The following is a 15,475-nucleotide window of genomic DNA, read 5'->3' on the forward strand; positions in this document are numbered from 1 at the left end:
TCAGACAGGACGCTCGCCCTTCACCGTGACGCGGTTGCCGTAGCGGCGATGCGGCCAGTAGTCCCACATCGCCCGGTGCTGGGCGCAGCGGTTGTCCCAGAAGGCGACGGAGTTCGGCTGCCAGCGGAAGCGGCACTGGAAGAGCGGATTCTCCATATGCTCGTAGAGGTAGCGCAGGATACCGTCGCTCTCGTCGCGCGGAATGCCGAGGATGCGGGCGGTGAAGCCGCGATTCACGTAGAGCGCCTTCCGGCCCGTCACCGGATGGGTGCGGATGACCGGGTGCTCCGCCCGCGGATAGATTGCCTTGTCGGCCACGCCGTCCTTGGCGAAGAGGCCGCGATAGACCGGCTCTCCGTCATGCAGGGCAATGAGGCCCTCCAGATAGGCCTTCATCCGGTCCGAGAGCGCGTCATAGGCCGCGTACATGCTGGCGAAGAGCGTATCGCCGCCATTCGGCGGGCATTCCTTGATATAGAGGATGGAGCCCATCGGCGGCTCCTCGTCGCAGGAGACGTCGGAATGCCAGCCCTCGCCATTGGCGCGGAGGGAATTGGCATCGGCCTTGATGACCATCAGCTCCGGATGGCCCGGCTCATGCGGCGCGGCGGGGTGGAGGTGGAGCGGGCCGAACTGCCGGCCGAAATCCAGATGCTGCTCGGCTGACATCTGCTGGTCGCGGAAGAAGATGACCAGGTTCTCGGCCAGGGCCCGCTTGATCTCCTCCATCTGCCGCGGGGCGATGGGCTGGCCGAGGTCCACGCCCTCGATCTCGGCGCCGATCACGGGGGTCAGCTTGTCGAGGCGGATCGTCTGATAGGGCTCGCCCGCATTGGTCAGGTGGCGGATGCGGGGGCCGTCCAGGGCATTGAGCGACATTGTTGCTTCCTTGGCGGGCCGTGTGACCGGGAGGCTAGCCCCGGCCGGCCTCGGGCGCCAAGTCCCGGCTATTCCGGGCGGCGGTCGTCCGGTCGCCAGTGATGCTCATGGACGAAGCGCGGCTCCGTCATATGCGTCAGCAGGCCGCGCGCCAGGCGGAGCGGTATGGGCGTGAAGAGGGGGCGATCCAGGGCGGCACAGGCCATGCAACCGAGGCTGCGGCACCCATCAGTCCAGCGGCAAGGCCCAATGCCCCGCTTTCAGGCGCCCGCGCCCCGGCTTTGGCGCGACCGGCACAGATGGCCGGCCAACTGCCTTCAAGAAAGGCAGCTACTCCTTCTGCCCCGCCTTGCGGATGGCCGCGGCGAGGGTGGAGGGCAGGAAGGGCTTGGCCAGGAACATCTCCCGCCGCCGCAGCGGGTGCTGCGCGGGATCGGGCGCCGTCCCGCTGATGAGGATGACCGCTACCTCCGGATGCTTGGCCCGCGCCAGCTCGGCCAAGTCGAAGCCACTGAGCCCGCCGCCCAGGCTGATATCGGTCACGAGCACGTCCGGCACCTGACCGGCGCCGAGCAGGATCAATGCATCCTCGGCATTGGCGAGGCCATTCACCTCGATCCCCTCCTCGCCGAGTTCATCGGCCAGGATCATCCGCAGGATCGCATCATCCTCGATCAGCAGAACCCGCATCGCCTCCCTTCCGTCCCCGGCCTGATCAACGAATCAACGCCCTTCGGGATCATCCGGTCCGGCACCCGATTGGTTCGGCCGGCGCATCCCGATCCGCGGCACCGCGTTGCCTAGCGCGGCTGTTGTTTGAACCCAGGGGCCGTCCCAGCCAAGTGTCTACAAATCCGCCGGGCCATGTCCGGCGGCGCTATAGAGGTTCCCATGCCCGACGACCAGGACCCCGAATTCGTCGAAACGCCGCAGCAACCCTCCGGCACCGGCGGCGGGCCCGCCCCCGCCACCCCGGCCAAACCCCCGTCGGAGGAGCCGGCACCGCGTGAGCCGGGCTGAGGCGCCGCCCGCCCTCGGCGCCCTGCTGGCCGCGCTGGCAGGCGCCGCGGTGGTGCTGGCGGTATTCGGCCTCGGCCCGATCAACCCGCATAACCAGGGCTGGCTGCTGGCCGGGCCGCTGGGGCCGGATCCGGTGCAGCTCTGGCTCGGCTGGACCTATTTCCGCCATACCCCCTGGCTGCTGCCGCCCGGCGCCAACCCGGCGTATGGGATGGAACTCGGCACCGCGATCTACTTCGCCGATGCCATCCCCCTGCTGGCGCTCGTGCTGAAGGCGCTGCGCGGCCTGGTCGAGGTGCCGCAATATGTTGGGCCCTGGCTGCTGGCCTGTGGGCTGCTCCAGGGCTTCCTCGGCTGGCGGCTGATGGGGCTGGCGACCGCCCATCCGCTGGCCCGCATCTGCGGGGCCGGGCTGCTGGCCCTGCAACCCATGCTGATCAACCGCATGGCAGGCCATACCCCGCTCGCCGGGCAATGGACCCTGCTGGCGGCGCTGCTGCTGGCGCTCGGGCCCGGCCGGGGCTGGCGGCAGGCCCTGGCCTGGGCGGCGCTGCTGGCGGTGACGGCGCTGGTCCATTCCTATCTGCTGGCCATGGCGCTGCCGCTCTGGGCCGCTGACTGGCTGCGCCGCGCCTGGCTGGAGCGCGACCGCTGGCTGCTGGCCGAGGCGCTGCTGGTCCCGGCCGCCGTCGCCGCCGCGCTCTGGACCGGCGGCTTCTTCCTGCTGCGCGGCGGCTATGAAACCGGGCCGGGCTCGCAATCCGGCGGCTATGGCACCTGGAATTTCGACCTGCTCGCCTTCCTCGATGGCGGGATCTGGTCCAGCCTGCTGCCCGACCTGCCCGATCCCGGCCATTGGGAGGCGGGCAGCAGCTATCTCGGCCTGGGTGGGCTGCTGCTGCTGGCGGCGGGCGGCTTGGCCTGGCTGCGCCGCCCGGTCGCGCTGCCGCGCCGGCTCTGGCTGCTGGCCGCGGCGTTGCTGGCGCTGCTCGCCTTCGCCATCACCCCTCGGGTCACCATCGGCGGCTGGGGCGGCTGGCTCTTCACCCCGCCCGAGGCGCTGATGCGAGTGGGTGGGATGCTCCGCAATGCCGAGCGCATGGTCTGGCCCCTCTCCTACGCGCTGATGCTGGGCGCCGCGGCGCTGGCGGCGCGGGCCTGGGGCGGGCAGCGCGCCGGCTGGCTGCTGGCGGCGCTGCTGGCGGTGCAGGCCGTGGATCTCCGCCCGGGGATCGCCAGGCGCCATTCCTTCGTCGCCGGCGCCCCGGCCGGGGTGCCGCAGCGGCTGTTCGATCCCGTCTGGCCGGCCCTGGCCGGCGCCTATGCCCGGGTCCGCGCCGTGCCGGCCTCGAATATGGGCGAGGGCTGGGAATCCATCGCCCGCTTCGCCGCGCAGGCCGGGCTGCCGACCGATTCCATCTACATGGCCCGCGTCGATGAGGGCGCGGCGGCCGCGCTGCGGGCCAAGACCGCCGGGATCCTCCGCTCCGGCGCCTATGAGCCGGGCACCCTCTATGTGCTGCGGGATGCCGCGAGCCTCGACCTCGCCCGGGCTTCGCATGACCCGGCCCGGGATGCCATTCTGCAAGCGGATGGCTATTGGCTGCTGGCGCCGGGCTGGCGCCTGCGGCCGCTCGCCGGAGGCTGAGGGGTTAAGGGCATGGATCTCGCAGGTATCTCGGCCATCGTCACCGGCGGCGGCTCCGGCCTCGGCGCCGCGACGGCGGAGGCGCTGGCCGCGGCCGGCGCCCGCGTCGTGGTCATGGACCTGAAGCGGGAAGCGGTGGAAGCCTTCGCCACCCGCATCTCCGGCGCCGCCGCCACGGGCGACGTGGCGGATGAGGCGGCGGTCGAGGCGGCGCTGGATGCCGCCATGGCGCTCGGCCCGCTGCGCCTGGCGGTGAACTGCGCCGGCATCGCCCCCGCCGCCCGCGTCGCCGGCCGGCAAGGTCCGCACCCGCTCGGTCTGTTCGAGCAGGTGCTGCGGGTGAACCTGACCGGCAGCTTCAACGTGTTGCGCCTGGCCTCGGCCCGGATGGCGGCGCTCGACCCGCTGCCGACCGGGGAGCGGGGCCTGATCGTCAACACCGCCTCCATCGCCGCCTATGAGGGGCAGATCGGCCAATGCGCCTATGCCGCCAGCAAGGCCGGCGTGGTCGGCATGACCCTGCCGGCGGCGCGGGAGCTGGCGCGCTTCGGCATCCGCGTCATGACCATCGCCCCCGGCCTGATCGAGACGCCGATGCTGGCCGGCATGCCGGAGGAGGCGCGGGAGGCGCTGGGCCGGCTGCCGCTCTTCCCCAACCGGCTCGGCCGGCCGGCGGAGGTGGCGGCGCTGGTGCTGTCCATCGCGGCCAACCCGCTGCTGAATGGCGAGACCATCCGCCTCGACGGCGCGCTGCGGCTGACCCCCTCATGATCCGCCTCGCCCTCGCGCTGCTGCTGCTGGCGCTCGCCCCGGCCCGGGCGGAGTTTCCCGAAGCCGGCCGGCCGGTGCAGGTGATCCTGCCCTATCCGCCCGGCGGCGGCAGCGACATCTCCGCCCGCGCCCTGGCCCCGGTGCTGGAGCGGGAGCTGGGCACCCCCGTCGTCATCGTGAACCGGCCCGGCGCCAATTCGCAGATCGGTATGGCGCAGACCGCCCGCGCCCGGCCGGATGGCTATACCCTCGCCTATGGGCTCTGGCCCTCGACTATCACCCTCTATCTCGACCCCGCCCGCAATGCCGGCTTCACGCGGGAGAGCTTCACCCCGCTGGCCATGCATGTGATCGATCCCGGCAGCATCATCGTCCGGGCCGACAGCCCGCTGCGCACGCTCTCCGACCTCATTGCCGCGGCGCGGGCGCGGCCGGGGGCGCTGCGGGTCTCCGACCCCGGCATTCTGAGCTGGGAGCACCTCGCCTCCCTCGCCCTGCAACGGCTGCACGGCATCACCGTGAACCAGATCCACTACCAGGGCTCGGCGCCCGAGCTGGTGGCGCTGCTCTCGGGCGAGATCGAGGTGGCGCTGGTCGCTGGCGGCACCGCCATGGCGCAGACCCGGTCCGGGGCGGCGCGGACCCTGGCGGTGCTGGACCGGGCGGAAAGCCCCTTCCTGCCCGGCGTGCCGACCGCCGCCTCGCTCGGCACGCCGATCGTCACTGGCTCGGCCCGCGGCTTCGTCGCCCCGGCCGGCCTGCCGCCGGAGGTGGAGCGGGTGCTGGCCGCGGCGCTGGAACGCGCCATCACCGGCGCGGAGCACCGGCGCAAGATGGAGGAGCTGGGCCTGCCGATCCGCTTCATGGGACCGGCCGCCTTCCGCGACTACTGGATCGCGGAGGAAGCCGGGCTCGCCCCGCTGGTGCGGGACGCGCTGGCCGCCGAGGCGGGGAAGTAGCGGGGCCTATGGCCCGTTAGACAAGGTCGGCGGTTGAGGGCTGGCGAGGGATTTTTTGGCCCCGGAAGAAGGACGGCGCGGCCGATGCTGGTTGCATCGGCAAGCCGGCCGACGCACCGGGGGCGAAAAAGACCCGGCGGACCGACCCGATCGGCCTTGTCTAACGGGCCTTAGACCGCTTTCACCTGCGCTGCGCACACGTGAAAGCGGTCTGGCTTGTTGTTTGGTCGCATTTTCCGAGTCGTCCGGCGGACACGCCGGACCTGAAAATGCTCTAGGCCCGGGCGCTATAGGCGGGCGCGGGCAGGCGCTGGAGCGGCGGGAGCTCGCTCGGGGCTTGGCGGCGCCAAGCCGGCGCCTCGGCATTGTCGCGCCATTGCGGCGCGCCGAAGCTGTTCACGGCACAGCCCGGCAGGCAGAAGGCGAACAGAAGGGCCAGGAACCGGTATCCCATCGCAGCATCCCCGTCGTGCCGATGCGGAAAAATGGCATGGGTTCCCACCGCTGTCGCCCGCAATTCCGTGATCGGATAATTGCAATATCGTATCGCACGGCAGGTGGAACCAACCCTGCGCCGCGGCGTCATGGCCACGCCTAACCGCGAAAGGGAAACCGCCATGCGCCATCTCGCCCTGCTCGTCTTCGTCACGCTCGGGCTGGCCGGCTGCGTCAGCTTCAGCAGCAGCGACCCGAGCCCGCCGCCGTCCAATACCGTCGTCGTGCCCGCGCGCTGAACCGGCTGGTCATTCCAGGGGCGATGATTCTGGGCTAGGCTTTCCCCGACGTAGGGCCGCAACCCTGCGCGCGCGCGCCATCACTTGCCCGGCGAGGAGAACTCCGTTGGCGGATACCGGCAAGCCGGATGCCGCCAGCGCCTCCGCGGTCCAGGTATTGCAGGTGCGGGTCGCCGAATAGATGACCGGGGATGGATGGAACAGGCTGCCGGGATAGGGGCCATCAGCCAGCGGGACCAGCCGGTCGCCCGGACGTCCCGGCGCGTCGATGCTCGCGGCAAGGAAGGCCTCCAGCCGGTCGAGCTCGGCCCGCGAGACCGGCAGCGTCACGACATTCGCGGGGCCGAAGGCCTCCTCCGGCGGGCGGGCCAGCGCCGTCACCAGGATGGCGCCAGCCCCCGGCAGCAGCGCCCGCAGCATGCCGAGGGGCGATGCATCCCGCCCCAGCAGCCAGGCGCGGTCACCGAAGCCGAAGACGAGGTGCCGGACGCCCGGAAAATCCCGCGCCACGGCCGCGAGCACCGGAGGCAGGCGCGGGTCGTCGGCGGGCACGGCAATATCGGTATGCCAGTCGCGGCCGATGACCTGAATCTCGGCCACGGCCGGGCCGGACACGGGCGACGCCGGCGGCGCGGCGACGCAGGCCGGCAGCAGCAGGAGCAGAAGCAGCAGGACGCGCCGGCCGGGCTTCGCCATGCCCCCTGACCGGAGCCGCCAGGGCCCGAAGCCAGACCATGCCTTCGGCCTCACGCTGCTGCTCGCCATCGCCCTGTCCGTCGCCGCGATCCTGCCGCGCTGGTCGGGCGGGGCCAGCATCTCCGGCGCTTGGTATGGTGGGCTGCTGGCGCTGGCAAGCCTCGCCCTGGCCGGCACCGCGCTGTTGCTGGCCCGCCGCGGCCGGGCCCTGGTGGCGGCCGAGGCGGAGATGGCGAAGCGCCTCTCGGAACTCGGCGCCCAGGTCGCCGCCGGCACCGCGGCGCTGGCCGAGAGCGAGGCGCGGCTGCGCCGGGCGCAGCGCATCGGCCGCGTCGGCGGCTTCGAGATCGACCTGCGCTCGGGCGTCAACCGCCGCTCGCAGGAATACATGACCCTTCAAGGCATGCCCGGCGAAGCGCGGCTGGAACGCCATGCGGATTGGGTGGCGCGGCTGCACCCGGACGACCGGGACCGGGCCGAGCGGCGCTTCCTGGAGGCGGTCTCCGATACCTCCGGCATCACCGAATATGCCCAGGACTACCGGATCCTCGCCCCCGGCGGCGAGGTGCGCTGGATCGCCGCGCGGGCCGAGATCGAGCGCGACGCCGAGGGCCGGGCGCTCCGCATGGTCGGCGCCCATGTCGATGTGACGGAGCTGAAGCAGGCCGAGGCCAGCCAGCGCGCCAGCGAGGAGCGGCTGCGGCTGGCGCAGGAAGCCGCCGGCCTCGGCATCTGGGAACGCGACCTCCGCACCGGACAGGCCATCTGGTCGCCGGAGCAATTCGCCCTGATGGGCTTCGACCCCGCCGAGGGCCCGCCCGACCGGGAGAGGCTGCAGGCCCGGATCTTGCCCGAGGATCGCAGCCGCATGGTGATCGAGCGGGTTCAGCACGAAGTCCCCGCGCCGCGCGACGATGGCAGCTTCCGCCACCAATTCCGCATCTGCCATGCGGGGGATGGCGATATCCGCTCGATCCTCGCCCTCGGCCGGGTGTTCCGCGACGCCTCGGGCCGGGCGGTGCGGGTCGTCGGCGTCAATCTCGACATCACCGACCGGGTGCGGGCGGAGGAACGCCAGGCCCTGCTAACGCGGGAGCTGGACCACCGCGCCAAGAATGCCCTGGCCGTGGTGCAGGCGGCGCTGCGCCTGACCTCGCGTGAGGACCCGGACAGCTTTGCCCGCGCCGTGCAGGGCCGCGTCGCCTCCTTGACCCGCGCCCACACGCTGCTGGCCGAGGGCGGCTGGAGCGGCGCCGAGTTGCGCAGCCTGCTGCAAGGCGAGCTGGAACCCTTCCTCGGCGCCGCCGGGCAGATGCTGCTGGAGGGTCCGCCGGTGCGGCTGGCCGCCGTCGCCGCCCAGCCCATCGCCATGGCGGTGCATGAGCTGGCGACCAATGCGATGAAATACGGCGCCCTCTCGGCCGCCGGCGGCCAGGTGGCGGTGCATTGGCGGCTGGAGGGCGATCGGCTGCTGATCGACTGGAGCGAGAGCGGCGGGCCACCGGTCGCGGGCGCGCCGACGCGGCGCGGCTTCGGCGGCCGGGTGATCGAGGCGACGCTGCACGGCCAGCTCGGCGGCACGGTCGAACGCTCCTGGCGGCCAGGGGGCCTGCTCTGCCGCATCGCCCTGCCGGCGGCGCGGGTGACCGCCCTGCTGCCGGGCGGGGCGGAGGCGCCGCCCGAGCTCTCCTTCGACGCGCCGGCTACTGATCCAAGGTCGGCAGGCGGAAGCGGTCGGCCGGATCGTCCCAGCCCTTGAAGCGCGGCGGCCGCTTCTCGGCGAAGGCGGCGCGGCTTTCCATCAGGTCGCTCTTCGCGCCGTGGTCGTGCAGCCGGGCCGCCAGGCGCGCCTCGGCCGGGCCGACCCGCGGGCGCATCTGACGCATCATATGGACGGTGTTGACCCGCGCCGCCGGCGGCAGGGTCAGCATATGCGCCGCCATTTCCAGCGCGGTCGGCAGCAGCGCCTCCGGCTCGGTCAGCCGGTTCAGGAAGCCGAGTTCGTGGAAGCGCTCCGCGGTGAAGCGGAAGCCGAGCGCCATCTCCAGCGCGACCGGATGCGGCAGGTTGGCGAGATGGCCGTGGTTATAGCCGCCGAGCAGCCAGCGCTTCGCCTCCGAGACCTCGAACACCGCGCCGCGGACGGCGACGCGCAGGTCGGTCCGCTCCACCAGCATGAATCCGCCGCCCATGGCGAAGCCGTTGACCGCGGCGATGACCGGCTTCTCCAGCGCGCCGCTGGCGAAGGGGTCCTCCCGCTCCGGCTGGCGGCCGCCGGGGGCGCCGTCGGCGAGGGATTCCTTCATATCCTCCCCGGCGCAGAAGCCACGGCCGGTGCCGGTGAGGATGCCGATCTCGAGATCGGGGTCGGCGCGGAAATCCGACCAGATCTCGGCCAGGGCGCAGCGCATCTCGTGGTTCAGGGCATTCAGCCGTTCCGGCCGGTTCAGCCGGACGACCAGCACCTGCCCATGCCGTTCGGTCTCGACGACTGCCATGCTGAGGCCTCCCTTGTCCCGGGCAGTCTGCGGGTGGGCGGGGGCGGAGGCAACCCGGCTGTTATTCCACCCTGGGGCGAGTTTCCTGTATCTGTCTCCCTATGGCCCAGTTCGTCGTCGCCCCCGATCCCACCTATGCCGAGAACATCCCCGGCTTCATGCGGACGGATGAATTCGCCGCCCTGCATGTCCTCACCGCGACGGCGACGCAGTATGTCGCAACCAATCTGGTCCCGAATCCCTATGCCGGCAGCGGCGGACCGGCGCAGGTCGAGGTCTCGCTCCAGTTCAAGGGCATCGGCATGACCTTCGATGGTGCCGTGCCCACGGGCGGCATCATCACCGAGATCCTGCGGCTGCAGACCGGCACCGATGTGCCCTTCCTCTTCATCGACGGCATCAGCGTCTCCGGTTATGCGCTCGGCCAGTTCATCCGCAACCATGACGAGGCCGGCGCCGCCGCGCTGATCCTCGCCGGCAGCGACACCATTACCGCCTCCTTCCACGACGATCTCGTCAACGGCTATGCCGGCGACGACACCATCCGGGCACGCGAGGGGAATGACGTCGTCCTCGGCGGCGAGGGGCATGACCGGATCGAGGCCGGCACCGGCAACGACCAGGTCTATGCCCAGGGCGGCAACGATACCCTGTTCGGCGAGGCCGGGCGTGACACGCTCGACGGCGCCGAGGGCAATGATATCGCCTATGGCGGCGTCGAGAATGACAGCCTGCTGGGCGGCATCGGCGACGATACCCTCTATGGCGAAGCCGGGCAGGACACGCTGCATGGCGAGGTGGGCCATGACAGCCTGTTCGGCGGCACCGAGGCGGATTCCCTCGATGGCGGCGAGGGCAACGACTCCGTCGCGGGCGATGCCGGCAACGACACCCTGCTCGGCGGCGCCGGGCAGGATACCCTCTATGGCGATATCGAGGCTGATAGCCTGGATGGCGGCGGCGATGCCGATACGCTCTATGGCGGCGGCGGCGATGACGTGCTGGTGGATATCCAGGGCAGCAACCTGCTCGATGGCGGCGACGGGCAGGACAGCCTCTCGGCCGGCGCGGGCGAGGATACGCTGCAAGGCGGTGCCAACCCCGATCGCATGGCCGGCGGCGACGGCAATGACGTGTATTACGCCGATGACGCCGCCGACATCATCCTCGAGACGCCGGGCGGTGGCGTGGATGAGGTCCGCATCTCGGCCAGCTACACCCTGCCCGCCCATGTCGAGATCCTCACCCTGCTGCCGGCCACCGGGAACAGCGTCGGCATCGGCAATGCGCTCGCCAATCTCATCACCGGCAATGAGGGCGAGAACCTCCTGATCGGCCTGGCGGGCGACGACACCATCCGCGGCGGCGATGGCAATGATGCCCTCCAGGGCGGCGAAGGCGATGACAGCCTCGCGGGCGGCGAGGGCCAGGATACGCTGGAGGGCGGCGCCGGCCGCGACCGCCTGGCGGGCGAGGCAGGGCAGGACAGCCTGGTCGGCGGTGGCGGCGGCGATCTGCTGCAAGGCGGTGCCGGGCATGACACGATCGACAGCGGCAGCGCGGCGGGCGAGGCCGGCGTGATGGTCGGCGGCGCGGGCGACGACACCTATCTGGTGCGCAGCACCGCGGACCGGGTGCTGGAGGCGCCGGGCGCCGGATGGGACGCCCTCCTCATCGATATCGCCGGCGGCGGCTTCGCCCTGCCCGAGAATATCGAGGTGATGGTGCTGCTCGGCGCCACCATCTTCGCCCGCGGCAATGCTGCGGCGAATCTGCTGGTCGGCAGCGATGGCGCGAATTGGCTGCTGGGCGGCGCCGGGGCGGATACGCTCGATGGCAAAGGCGGCAACGACATCCTGTTCGGCGAGGCCGGGGCGGATGTCTTCGAATTCGCGGCCGGCTGCGGCGCCGATCTCGTCGGCGACTTCGCCAAGGGCAGCGACCGCATCCAGCTGGTGGGCGTCTCCGACCTCGCCAAGGTCACCTTCACCGATGGCGCCGGTGGCGTGACGCTGCACCTCTCGGCCAGCGACACGGTGCTGCTGCGCGGCATTGCCGCGGCGGATCTCTCCACCGCGGACTTCATCCTCGGCTAGGCGACCTGATCAGGCGACCTGATCAGGCGACCTTCTGGGCGAGGTGCGGGAACATCGCGAGCTTCGCCGCCTCGTCCATATCCGCCTTGAAGGCGTGCCGGTCCTTCAGCGCCAGGGCGCGGGCGGCGGCGGGGCGGTCGTTGATCTCCTCCAGATGCCGCTTCACGTTCGGCAGGCCAGCGAAGCCGTCCTCGCCCAGCACGAAGGGCACCAGCCGCGACCAGCCCCAGACGGCCATGTCGACGATGCCGTAGGTCTCGCCCAGCATGAAGCGGCGCTCGGCCAGCCTTGCGTCGAGGATGCCCCAATGCCGCTTCGCCTCGAAGACATAGCGGCTGACCGCATACTCCTTCGGCTCCGGCGCGAAGCGGGTGAAATGCACGGCCTGGCCGGAATAGGGGCCGATGCCGCTGGCGACGAACATCAGCCAGGACAGCATCGAACCACGCTCATGGGCCGGCGGCAGGAACTGGCCGGTCTTCTCCGCGAGGTAGAGCAGGATCGCATTGCTGTCGAACACCACCTGGTCGCCATCGACGATGGCCGGCACCTTGGCATTCGGATTGATCTTCAGGAATTCTGGGCTGTGCTGCTCGCCCTTGCGGGTATCGACCGGCACCGGCTCGTATTCGAGCCCCATCTCCTCAAGGCAGAGCGCGACCTTGGTCGGGTTCGGGGCGAGGTTGTAGTAGAAGCGGATCATGGCCTTATCCTCCCACGCGTGGTGGAAGGATAAGGCCTGTCCCCTTGCACGGAGGCAAGGGGGCGATGCTCAGGCCTTGGCGGCCTTGCGCTTCGCCTTCTTCATGCCGGCCAGCGCCGCATCCTTCAGGGACGGGCTGGCCTTGAAGCGGACGGTCGCACCCGCCTTCACCGCCACCTTCTCACCGGTGCGGGGGTTCAGCGCGGTGCGCTTCGCCGTCTCGCGCACGATGAAGGCGCCGAAATCGGGGATGGTAAAGCGGCCGGTCTCGACGATCTGCTGCTTGATGGCGGCGATGATGTCGCTCGCCAGCGCATTCGCGGCCAGGGTCGGCATCTCGGCGGACTTCACGATCACATCGGTCAGGAACTTCTTCGACACGCAGGATCTCCTTTCGATTCGCCGGGAAATAGCGCGAACCGAGCGATTTGTCAGTCCTATACTGCAATTTAGTCGGGCGACCCTGTTACATAAGGCTTCAGCGCGGCATGGATCAGCGCATGGACCGGGGTCGGCACCCCAAGCTCGCGCCCCAGCGCCACCACCTTGCCGGACAACCAGGGCAGTTCGATCCGGTTGCCCCGGATCAGGTCATGGGCCATGGAAGCCATCATGTCGGCCGGCGCATTGCGGTTATGGGCGGCCATCCGCGCCTCGACATCCGCCGGCAGGGCCACGCCGCGCGCGCGGGCGACGGCGATCACCTCCGCATAGGCTTCCCCGAAGAAGGGGGCGATGTCCGGGTCGTCCCGCAGCCGCCCGATCGGCTGGCGGGTCAGCGCCGTCAGGCCGGAATTCGTGGCCAGCATGATGAACTTCAGCCAGAGCTCGGTCTGGATGGCGGGGCTCAGCACCGCGTCGAACCCGGCTTTCTGGCAGAGCGCGAGGAAGGCCTCCGCCCGCTTGCTGCTGCGCCCGTCGAGCTCGCCGAAGATCATCCGCATGAAGCTGCCGGTCTGGCGGATCAGCCCCGGCTCGGCGATGGTGGCGCTGATCTGGGCGACGCCGCCCATCACCGCCGCCTCGCCGAGGATCGGGATCAGCCTTTCGCTGGAATCGATCCCGTTCTGCAGCGGCAGCACCCCGGTCTCCGCCCCGATCAGCGGCCGGATGCGCTCCCCCGCCTGCTCGACATCCCAGAGCTTCACGCAGAACAGCACGAGATCGACCGGGCCGATCTCCGCCGGGTCGTCGGTCGCCTGGGTCGGCATCAGATGGCTGGCGCCGCGGCCGCCCTCGATCCTGAGCCCCTTCTCCCGCATCGCCGCCAGATGCGCGCCACGGGCGAGGAAGGTGACATCCGCCCCGGCCTTGGCAAGCGCCAGGCCGAAGCCGCCGCCGACGCCGCCGGCCCCGATCACTGCAATCCGCATCACTGCTCCTGTCCGCCCGCTGCCGCCGATCATCGGGGGATTCGGCGGCGCCGTCCAACCTTGCGGCGGGGGCCGGGCTCTGGGATTGTTCGCCGGCGCAGCGAAGGAAACGCCATGAAACTCGCCTTCTCCCCGGCCAGCCCCTATGTCCGCAAGGTCACGGCCTGCGCCATCGCCCGCGGCCTGGATGCGCAGGTCGAGCGCTGGAAGGTCTCGACCACCGACCCCGCGCTGGTGCCGGTGAACCCGCTCTCCAAGGTGCCCTCGCTGCTGACCGATGACGGCATGGCGCTCTACGACAGCCCGGTGATCTGCGAATATATCGACAGCATCGGCGATGCGCCAAAGCTCTTCCCCGCCCCCGGCCCGGCGCGCTGGAATGCGCTGCGGCAGCAGGCGCTGGCCGATGGCATCCTGGATGCCACCCAGCCGCGCCGGCGCGAGGTGGCGCTGCCGCAGGATGACGGGCGCCGCGAATACATCGCCCAGCAGCAGGGCAAGGTCACCCGCGCCCTCGATGCGCTGGAGGCGGAGGCGGCGACGCTCGGCGCGCTCACCACCATCGGCGAGATCTCAATCGCCTGCGCCCTCGGCTATCTCGATTTCCGCTACCCGCACGAGCCCTGGCGGCCCGGCCACCCGCAGCTCACGGCCTGGTACGAGAAGGTCCTCGCCCTGCCGCCGCTGGCCCAGACCATGCCGGTCGGCTGAGGCGGCGCATGGCCCGTTGGCTGGTGAAGAGCGAGCCGGACGCCTTTTCCTGGGACCAGCAGGTGGCGAACGGGGTCGAGCCCTGGACCGGCGTGCGCAATGCGCTCGCCGCCAACAACCTGCGTGCCATGAAGCTCGGCGACCGCGCCTTCTTCTACCACTCCAATATCGGCAAGGAGATCGTGGGCATCGTCGAGGTAGTCCGGGAGGCCTATCCCGACCCGACCGACGAGACCGGCCGCTGGGTCTGCGTGGACATGAGGGCGGTGCGGCCGGTGCCGAAGCCGGTCACGCTCGCCGCCATCAAGGCGGCGCCCGATCTGGCCGATCTCGCCCTGGTCCGGCAGTCGCGCCTTTCCGTGATGCCCATCTCCGACCCGCATTGGGCCATCCTCTGCCGCATGGGTGATCTGGCCGGGGAGTGAGGCGATGCAGCTCGAAGGGTCCTGCCAATGCGGTGCGGTGAAATTTCGGGTGGAAAGCCCGCACCCCTATCCGTACCAGCGCTGCTACTGCTCCATCTGCCGCAAGACCCAGGGCGGGGGCGGCTATGCCATCAATCTCGGCGCCGACAACGCCTCCCTCCATGTCACCGGGCGGCAGCACATCACCGTCTACCATGCCCGGCTGAAGGACCCAGGCGATGCCCGGGCGCATCGCAGCCCCGCCGAGCGGCATTTCTGCGGGACCTGCGGCAGCGCCCTCTGGCTGTATGACGCGCGCTGGCCGGAGCTGATCCATCCCTTCGCCTCGGCCATCGACACGCCGCTGCCCGAGCCGCCGGAGACGACGCATATCATGCTGGAATTCCGGGCGCCCTGGGTGGCGGTGGAGGCCGGGCCGCGCGACCGCCGGCATGACCGCTACCCGGAGGAGAGCATCGCCGAATGGCATGAACGGCTGGGCCTCACCGGATGATCGGTGCGGATGAGCGGGTGCTCGGCCCCGTGGAGGAGATCGCCGAGGGTGCCGCCCGCGGCTACCCCGCCCCGCCCGGCCGCTTCACCGGCCTCTTTGCCGTGCGGAAGGGCGGGGAGGTGGTGGTCTATGTGAATTCCTGCCCGCATATCGGCCTGCCGCTGGAGCCACTGCCGCACCGCTTCCTCGATACCCGCAAGGCCCACATCATCTGCGCCGTCCATGGCGCCCGCTTCCGGATCGAGGACGGGGTCTGCGTCAGCGGCCCCTGCATCGGCCAGGCGCTGGAGGCGGTGCCGAGCCGCGTGGAGGACGGGATGCTGGTGGTGCCGGCGGATGCGGGCGCTTGAGCTGAACCCGCAGCTTTCGGACAAAACCCCCTTCGCCCCGTCCGCGCTGGCCTGTCCGGTTTCGAATCGCGCCGCCATGACGCAATCCGGCCGATGATGCCTGAACGTAATAGCAACGA

At 70.8% G+C, this 15,475-nt stretch carries 19 protein-coding genes; 10 read left to right on the forward strand and 9 right to left on the reverse strand.

Annotated elements, in window-relative coordinates; translation table 11 throughout:
• The 3 genes from JMJ55_RS19260 to JMJ55_RS19270 form a co-directional block, all read right to left on the reverse strand.
• Positions 1-879: a TauD/TfdA dioxygenase family protein gene (locus tag JMJ55_RS19260; RefSeq protein WP_202827224.1), complete on the reverse strand. Its 879-nt coding sequence runs from the start codon at positions 877-879 to the stop codon at positions 1-3.
• Positions 880-947: 68 nt separating this feature from the next.
• Complete coding sequence (locus JMJ55_RS19265) at positions 948-1,085, reverse strand: hypothetical protein (protein WP_202827225.1); 138 nt, start codon at positions 1,083-1,085, stop codon at positions 948-950.
• Between the two features lie 124 nt (positions 1,086-1,209).
• Positions 1,210-1,569, reverse strand: a complete 360-nt coding sequence (locus tag JMJ55_RS19270) for a response regulator (RefSeq protein ID WP_202827226.1) — start codon at positions 1,567-1,569, stop codon at positions 1,210-1,212.
• Between the two features lie 201 nt (positions 1,570-1,770).
• Here JMJ55_RS19270 and JMJ55_RS31665 point away from each other — a divergent pair, with 201 nt between their 5' ends.
• The 4 genes from JMJ55_RS31665 to JMJ55_RS19285 are packed head-to-tail and all read left to right on the forward strand — an operon-like array spanning position 1,771 to position 5,277.
• A complete protein-coding gene (locus tag JMJ55_RS31665; protein WP_268885358.1) occupies positions 1,771-1,899 on the forward strand; it encodes a hypothetical protein in 129 nt (42 codons plus the stop codon).
• On the forward strand, positions 1,886-3,547 hold the full coding sequence (locus JMJ55_RS19275) for a DUF6311 domain-containing protein (protein WP_202827227.1): 1,662 nt from the start codon (positions 1,886-1,888) through the stop codon (positions 3,545-3,547). Before JMJ55_RS31665 ends, JMJ55_RS19275 begins: the two co-directional genes overlap by 14 nt.
• Before the next feature lie 12 nt (positions 3,548-3,559).
• Complete coding sequence (locus JMJ55_RS19280; RefSeq protein WP_202827228.1) at positions 3,560-4,318, forward strand: SDR family NAD(P)-dependent oxidoreductase; 759 nt, start codon at positions 3,560-3,562, stop codon at positions 4,316-4,318.
• Positions 4,315-5,277: a tripartite tricarboxylate transporter substrate binding protein gene (locus JMJ55_RS19285; protein WP_202827229.1), complete on the forward strand. Its 963-nt coding sequence runs from the start codon at positions 4,315-4,317 to the stop codon at positions 5,275-5,277. The genes JMJ55_RS19280 and JMJ55_RS19285 overlap by 4 nt, the downstream gene beginning before the upstream one ends.
• 274 nt (positions 5,278-5,551) lie before the next feature.
• Here the strand turns inward: JMJ55_RS19285 and JMJ55_RS19290 are convergent, their stop codons facing one another.
• Both JMJ55_RS19290 and JMJ55_RS19295 read right to left on the reverse strand, forming a co-directional pair.
• Positions 5,552-5,731: a hypothetical protein gene (locus JMJ55_RS19290; RefSeq protein WP_202827230.1), complete on the reverse strand. Its 180-nt coding sequence runs from the start codon at positions 5,729-5,731 to the stop codon at positions 5,552-5,554.
• 289 nt (positions 5,732-6,020) lie between these two features.
• Positions 6,021-6,707, reverse strand: coding sequence for a DUF2459 domain-containing protein (locus JMJ55_RS19295; RefSeq protein WP_202827231.1), 687 nt, complete (start codon positions 6,705-6,707; stop codon positions 6,021-6,023).
• On the opposite strand from JMJ55_RS19295, the gene JMJ55_RS19300 reads away from it, so the two are divergent.
• Entirely contained in the window at positions 6,706-8,466 is a 1,761-nt protein-coding gene (locus JMJ55_RS19300; protein WP_202827232.1) for a PAS domain-containing protein, read from the forward strand. The genes JMJ55_RS19295 and JMJ55_RS19300 overlap by 2 nt on opposite strands.
• On the opposite strand, the gene JMJ55_RS19305 is transcribed toward JMJ55_RS19300, so the two are convergent.
• Complete coding sequence (locus tag JMJ55_RS19305; protein ID WP_202827233.1) at positions 8,411-9,205, reverse strand: enoyl-CoA hydratase/isomerase family protein; 795 nt, start codon at positions 9,203-9,205, stop codon at positions 8,411-8,413. The two genes, JMJ55_RS19300 and JMJ55_RS19305, sit on opposite strands and share 56 nt — an antisense overlap.
• A gap of 101 nt (positions 9,206-9,306) precedes the next feature.
• Here JMJ55_RS19305 and JMJ55_RS19310 point away from each other — a divergent pair, with 101 nt between their 5' ends.
• Positions 9,307-11,301 (forward strand): calcium-binding protein, encoded by a 1,995-nt coding sequence (locus JMJ55_RS19310; protein ID WP_202827234.1) that lies wholly within the window; start codon positions 9,307-9,309, stop codon positions 11,299-11,301.
• A 22-nt stretch (positions 11,302-11,323) separates the two neighbouring features.
• Here the strand turns inward: JMJ55_RS19310 and JMJ55_RS19315 are convergent, their stop codons facing one another.
• The 3 genes from JMJ55_RS19315 to JMJ55_RS19325 all read right to left on the reverse strand — a co-directional run bounded on the left by JMJ55_RS19315 (position 11,324) and on the right by JMJ55_RS19325 (position 13,377).
• Positions 11,324-12,004, reverse strand: a complete 681-nt coding sequence (locus JMJ55_RS19315; protein ID WP_202827235.1) for a glutathione S-transferase family protein — start codon at positions 12,002-12,004, stop codon at positions 11,324-11,326.
• A gap of 69 nt (positions 12,005-12,073) precedes the next feature.
• Complete coding sequence (locus JMJ55_RS19320; RefSeq protein WP_202827236.1) at positions 12,074-12,385, reverse strand: HU family DNA-binding protein; 312 nt, start codon at positions 12,383-12,385, stop codon at positions 12,074-12,076.
• A gap of 68 nt (positions 12,386-12,453) precedes the next feature.
• On the reverse strand, positions 12,454-13,377 hold the full coding sequence (locus JMJ55_RS19325; protein ID WP_202827237.1) for a ketopantoate reductase family protein: 924 nt from the start codon (positions 13,375-13,377) through the stop codon (positions 12,454-12,456).
• 114 nt (positions 13,378-13,491) lie between these two features.
• Between JMJ55_RS19325 and JMJ55_RS19330 the strand changes: the two genes are divergently transcribed.
• The 4 genes from JMJ55_RS19330 to JMJ55_RS19345 are packed head-to-tail and all read left to right on the forward strand — an operon-like array spanning position 13,492 to position 15,356.
• On the forward strand, positions 13,492-14,088 hold the full coding sequence (locus JMJ55_RS19330) for a glutathione S-transferase N-terminal domain-containing protein (protein ID WP_202827238.1): 597 nt from the start codon (positions 13,492-13,494) through the stop codon (positions 14,086-14,088).
• Between the two features lie 8 nt (positions 14,089-14,096).
• Positions 14,097-14,513 carry an EVE domain-containing protein gene (locus JMJ55_RS19335; protein ID WP_202827239.1) on the forward strand — a complete coding sequence of 139 codons (417 nt, stop codon included), beginning with the start codon at positions 14,097-14,099 and terminating at the stop codon, positions 14,511-14,513.
• A 4-nt stretch (positions 14,514-14,517) separates the two neighbouring features.
• A complete protein-coding gene (locus tag JMJ55_RS19340; RefSeq protein WP_202827240.1) occupies positions 14,518-15,006 on the forward strand; it encodes a GFA family protein in 489 nt (162 codons plus the stop codon).
• Complete coding sequence (locus JMJ55_RS19345) at positions 15,003-15,356, forward strand: Rieske (2Fe-2S) protein (RefSeq protein ID WP_202827241.1); 354 nt, start codon at positions 15,003-15,005, stop codon at positions 15,354-15,356. Before JMJ55_RS19340 ends, JMJ55_RS19345 begins: the two co-directional genes overlap by 4 nt.
• Positions 15,357-15,475: the final 119 nt, after the last annotated feature.

It is taken from the genome of Belnapia mucosa, from assembly GCF_016775475.1.
Classification (GTDB): Bacteria; Pseudomonadota; Alphaproteobacteria; order Acetobacterales; family Acetobacteraceae; genus Belnapia; species Belnapia mucosa.

Excerpts from the sequence above, each read along its gene's own strand:
- JMJ55_RS19265 (WP_202827225.1), bottom strand. The coding sequence starts at position 1,085 with ATGGCCTGTGCCGCCCTGGATCGCCCCCTCTTCACGCCCATACCGCTC.
- JMJ55_RS19290 (WP_202827230.1), bottom strand. The coding sequence starts at position 5,731 with ATGGGATACCGGTTCCTGGCCCTTCTGTTCGCCTTCTGCCTGCCGGGC.
- JMJ55_RS19280 (WP_202827228.1), top strand. The coding sequence starts at position 3,560 with ATGGATCTCGCAGGTATCTCGGCCATCGTCACCGGCGGCGGCTCCGGC.
- JMJ55_RS19310 (WP_202827234.1), top strand. The coding sequence starts at position 9,307 with ATGGCCCAGTTCGTCGTCGCCCCCGATCCCACCTATGCCGAGAACATC.
- JMJ55_RS19345 (WP_202827241.1), top strand. The coding sequence starts at position 15,003 with ATGATCGGTGCGGATGAGCGGGTGCTCGGCCCCGTGGAGGAGATCGCC.
- JMJ55_RS19330 (WP_202827238.1), top strand. The coding sequence starts at position 13,492 with ATGAAACTCGCCTTCTCCCCGGCCAGCCCCTATGTCCGCAAGGTCACG.
- JMJ55_RS19325 (WP_202827237.1), bottom strand. The coding sequence starts at position 13,377 with ATGCGGATTGCAGTGATCGGGGCCGGCGGCGTCGGCGGCGGCTTCGGC.
- JMJ55_RS19305 (WP_202827233.1), bottom strand. The coding sequence starts at position 9,205 with ATGGCAGTCGTCGAGACCGAACGGCATGGGCAGGTGCTGGTCGTCCGG.
- JMJ55_RS19335 (WP_202827239.1), top strand. The coding sequence starts at position 14,097 with ATGGCCCGTTGGCTGGTGAAGAGCGAGCCGGACGCCTTTTCCTGGGAC.
- JMJ55_RS19285 (WP_202827229.1), top strand. The coding sequence starts at position 4,315 with ATGATCCGCCTCGCCCTCGCGCTGCTGCTGCTGGCGCTCGCCCCGGCC.
- JMJ55_RS31665 (WP_268885358.1), top strand. The coding sequence starts at position 1,771 with ATGCCCGACGACCAGGACCCCGAATTCGTCGAAACGCCGCAGCAACCC.
- JMJ55_RS19260 (WP_202827224.1), bottom strand. The coding sequence starts at position 879 with ATGTCGCTCAATGCCCTGGACGGCCCCCGCATCCGCCACCTGACCAAT.
- JMJ55_RS19315 (WP_202827235.1), bottom strand. The coding sequence starts at position 12,004 with ATGATCCGCTTCTACTACAACCTCGCCCCGAACCCGACCAAGGTCGCG.
- JMJ55_RS19300 (WP_202827232.1), top strand. The coding sequence starts at position 6,706 with ATGCCCCCTGACCGGAGCCGCCAGGGCCCGAAGCCAGACCATGCCTTC.
- JMJ55_RS19295 (WP_202827231.1), bottom strand. The coding sequence starts at position 6,707 with ATGGCGAAGCCCGGCCGGCGCGTCCTGCTGCTTCTGCTCCTGCTGCTG.
- JMJ55_RS19340 (WP_202827240.1), top strand. The coding sequence starts at position 14,518 with ATGCAGCTCGAAGGGTCCTGCCAATGCGGTGCGGTGAAATTTCGGGTG.
- JMJ55_RS19270 (WP_202827226.1), bottom strand. The coding sequence starts at position 1,569 with ATGCGGGTTCTGCTGATCGAGGATGATGCGATCCTGCGGATGATCCTG.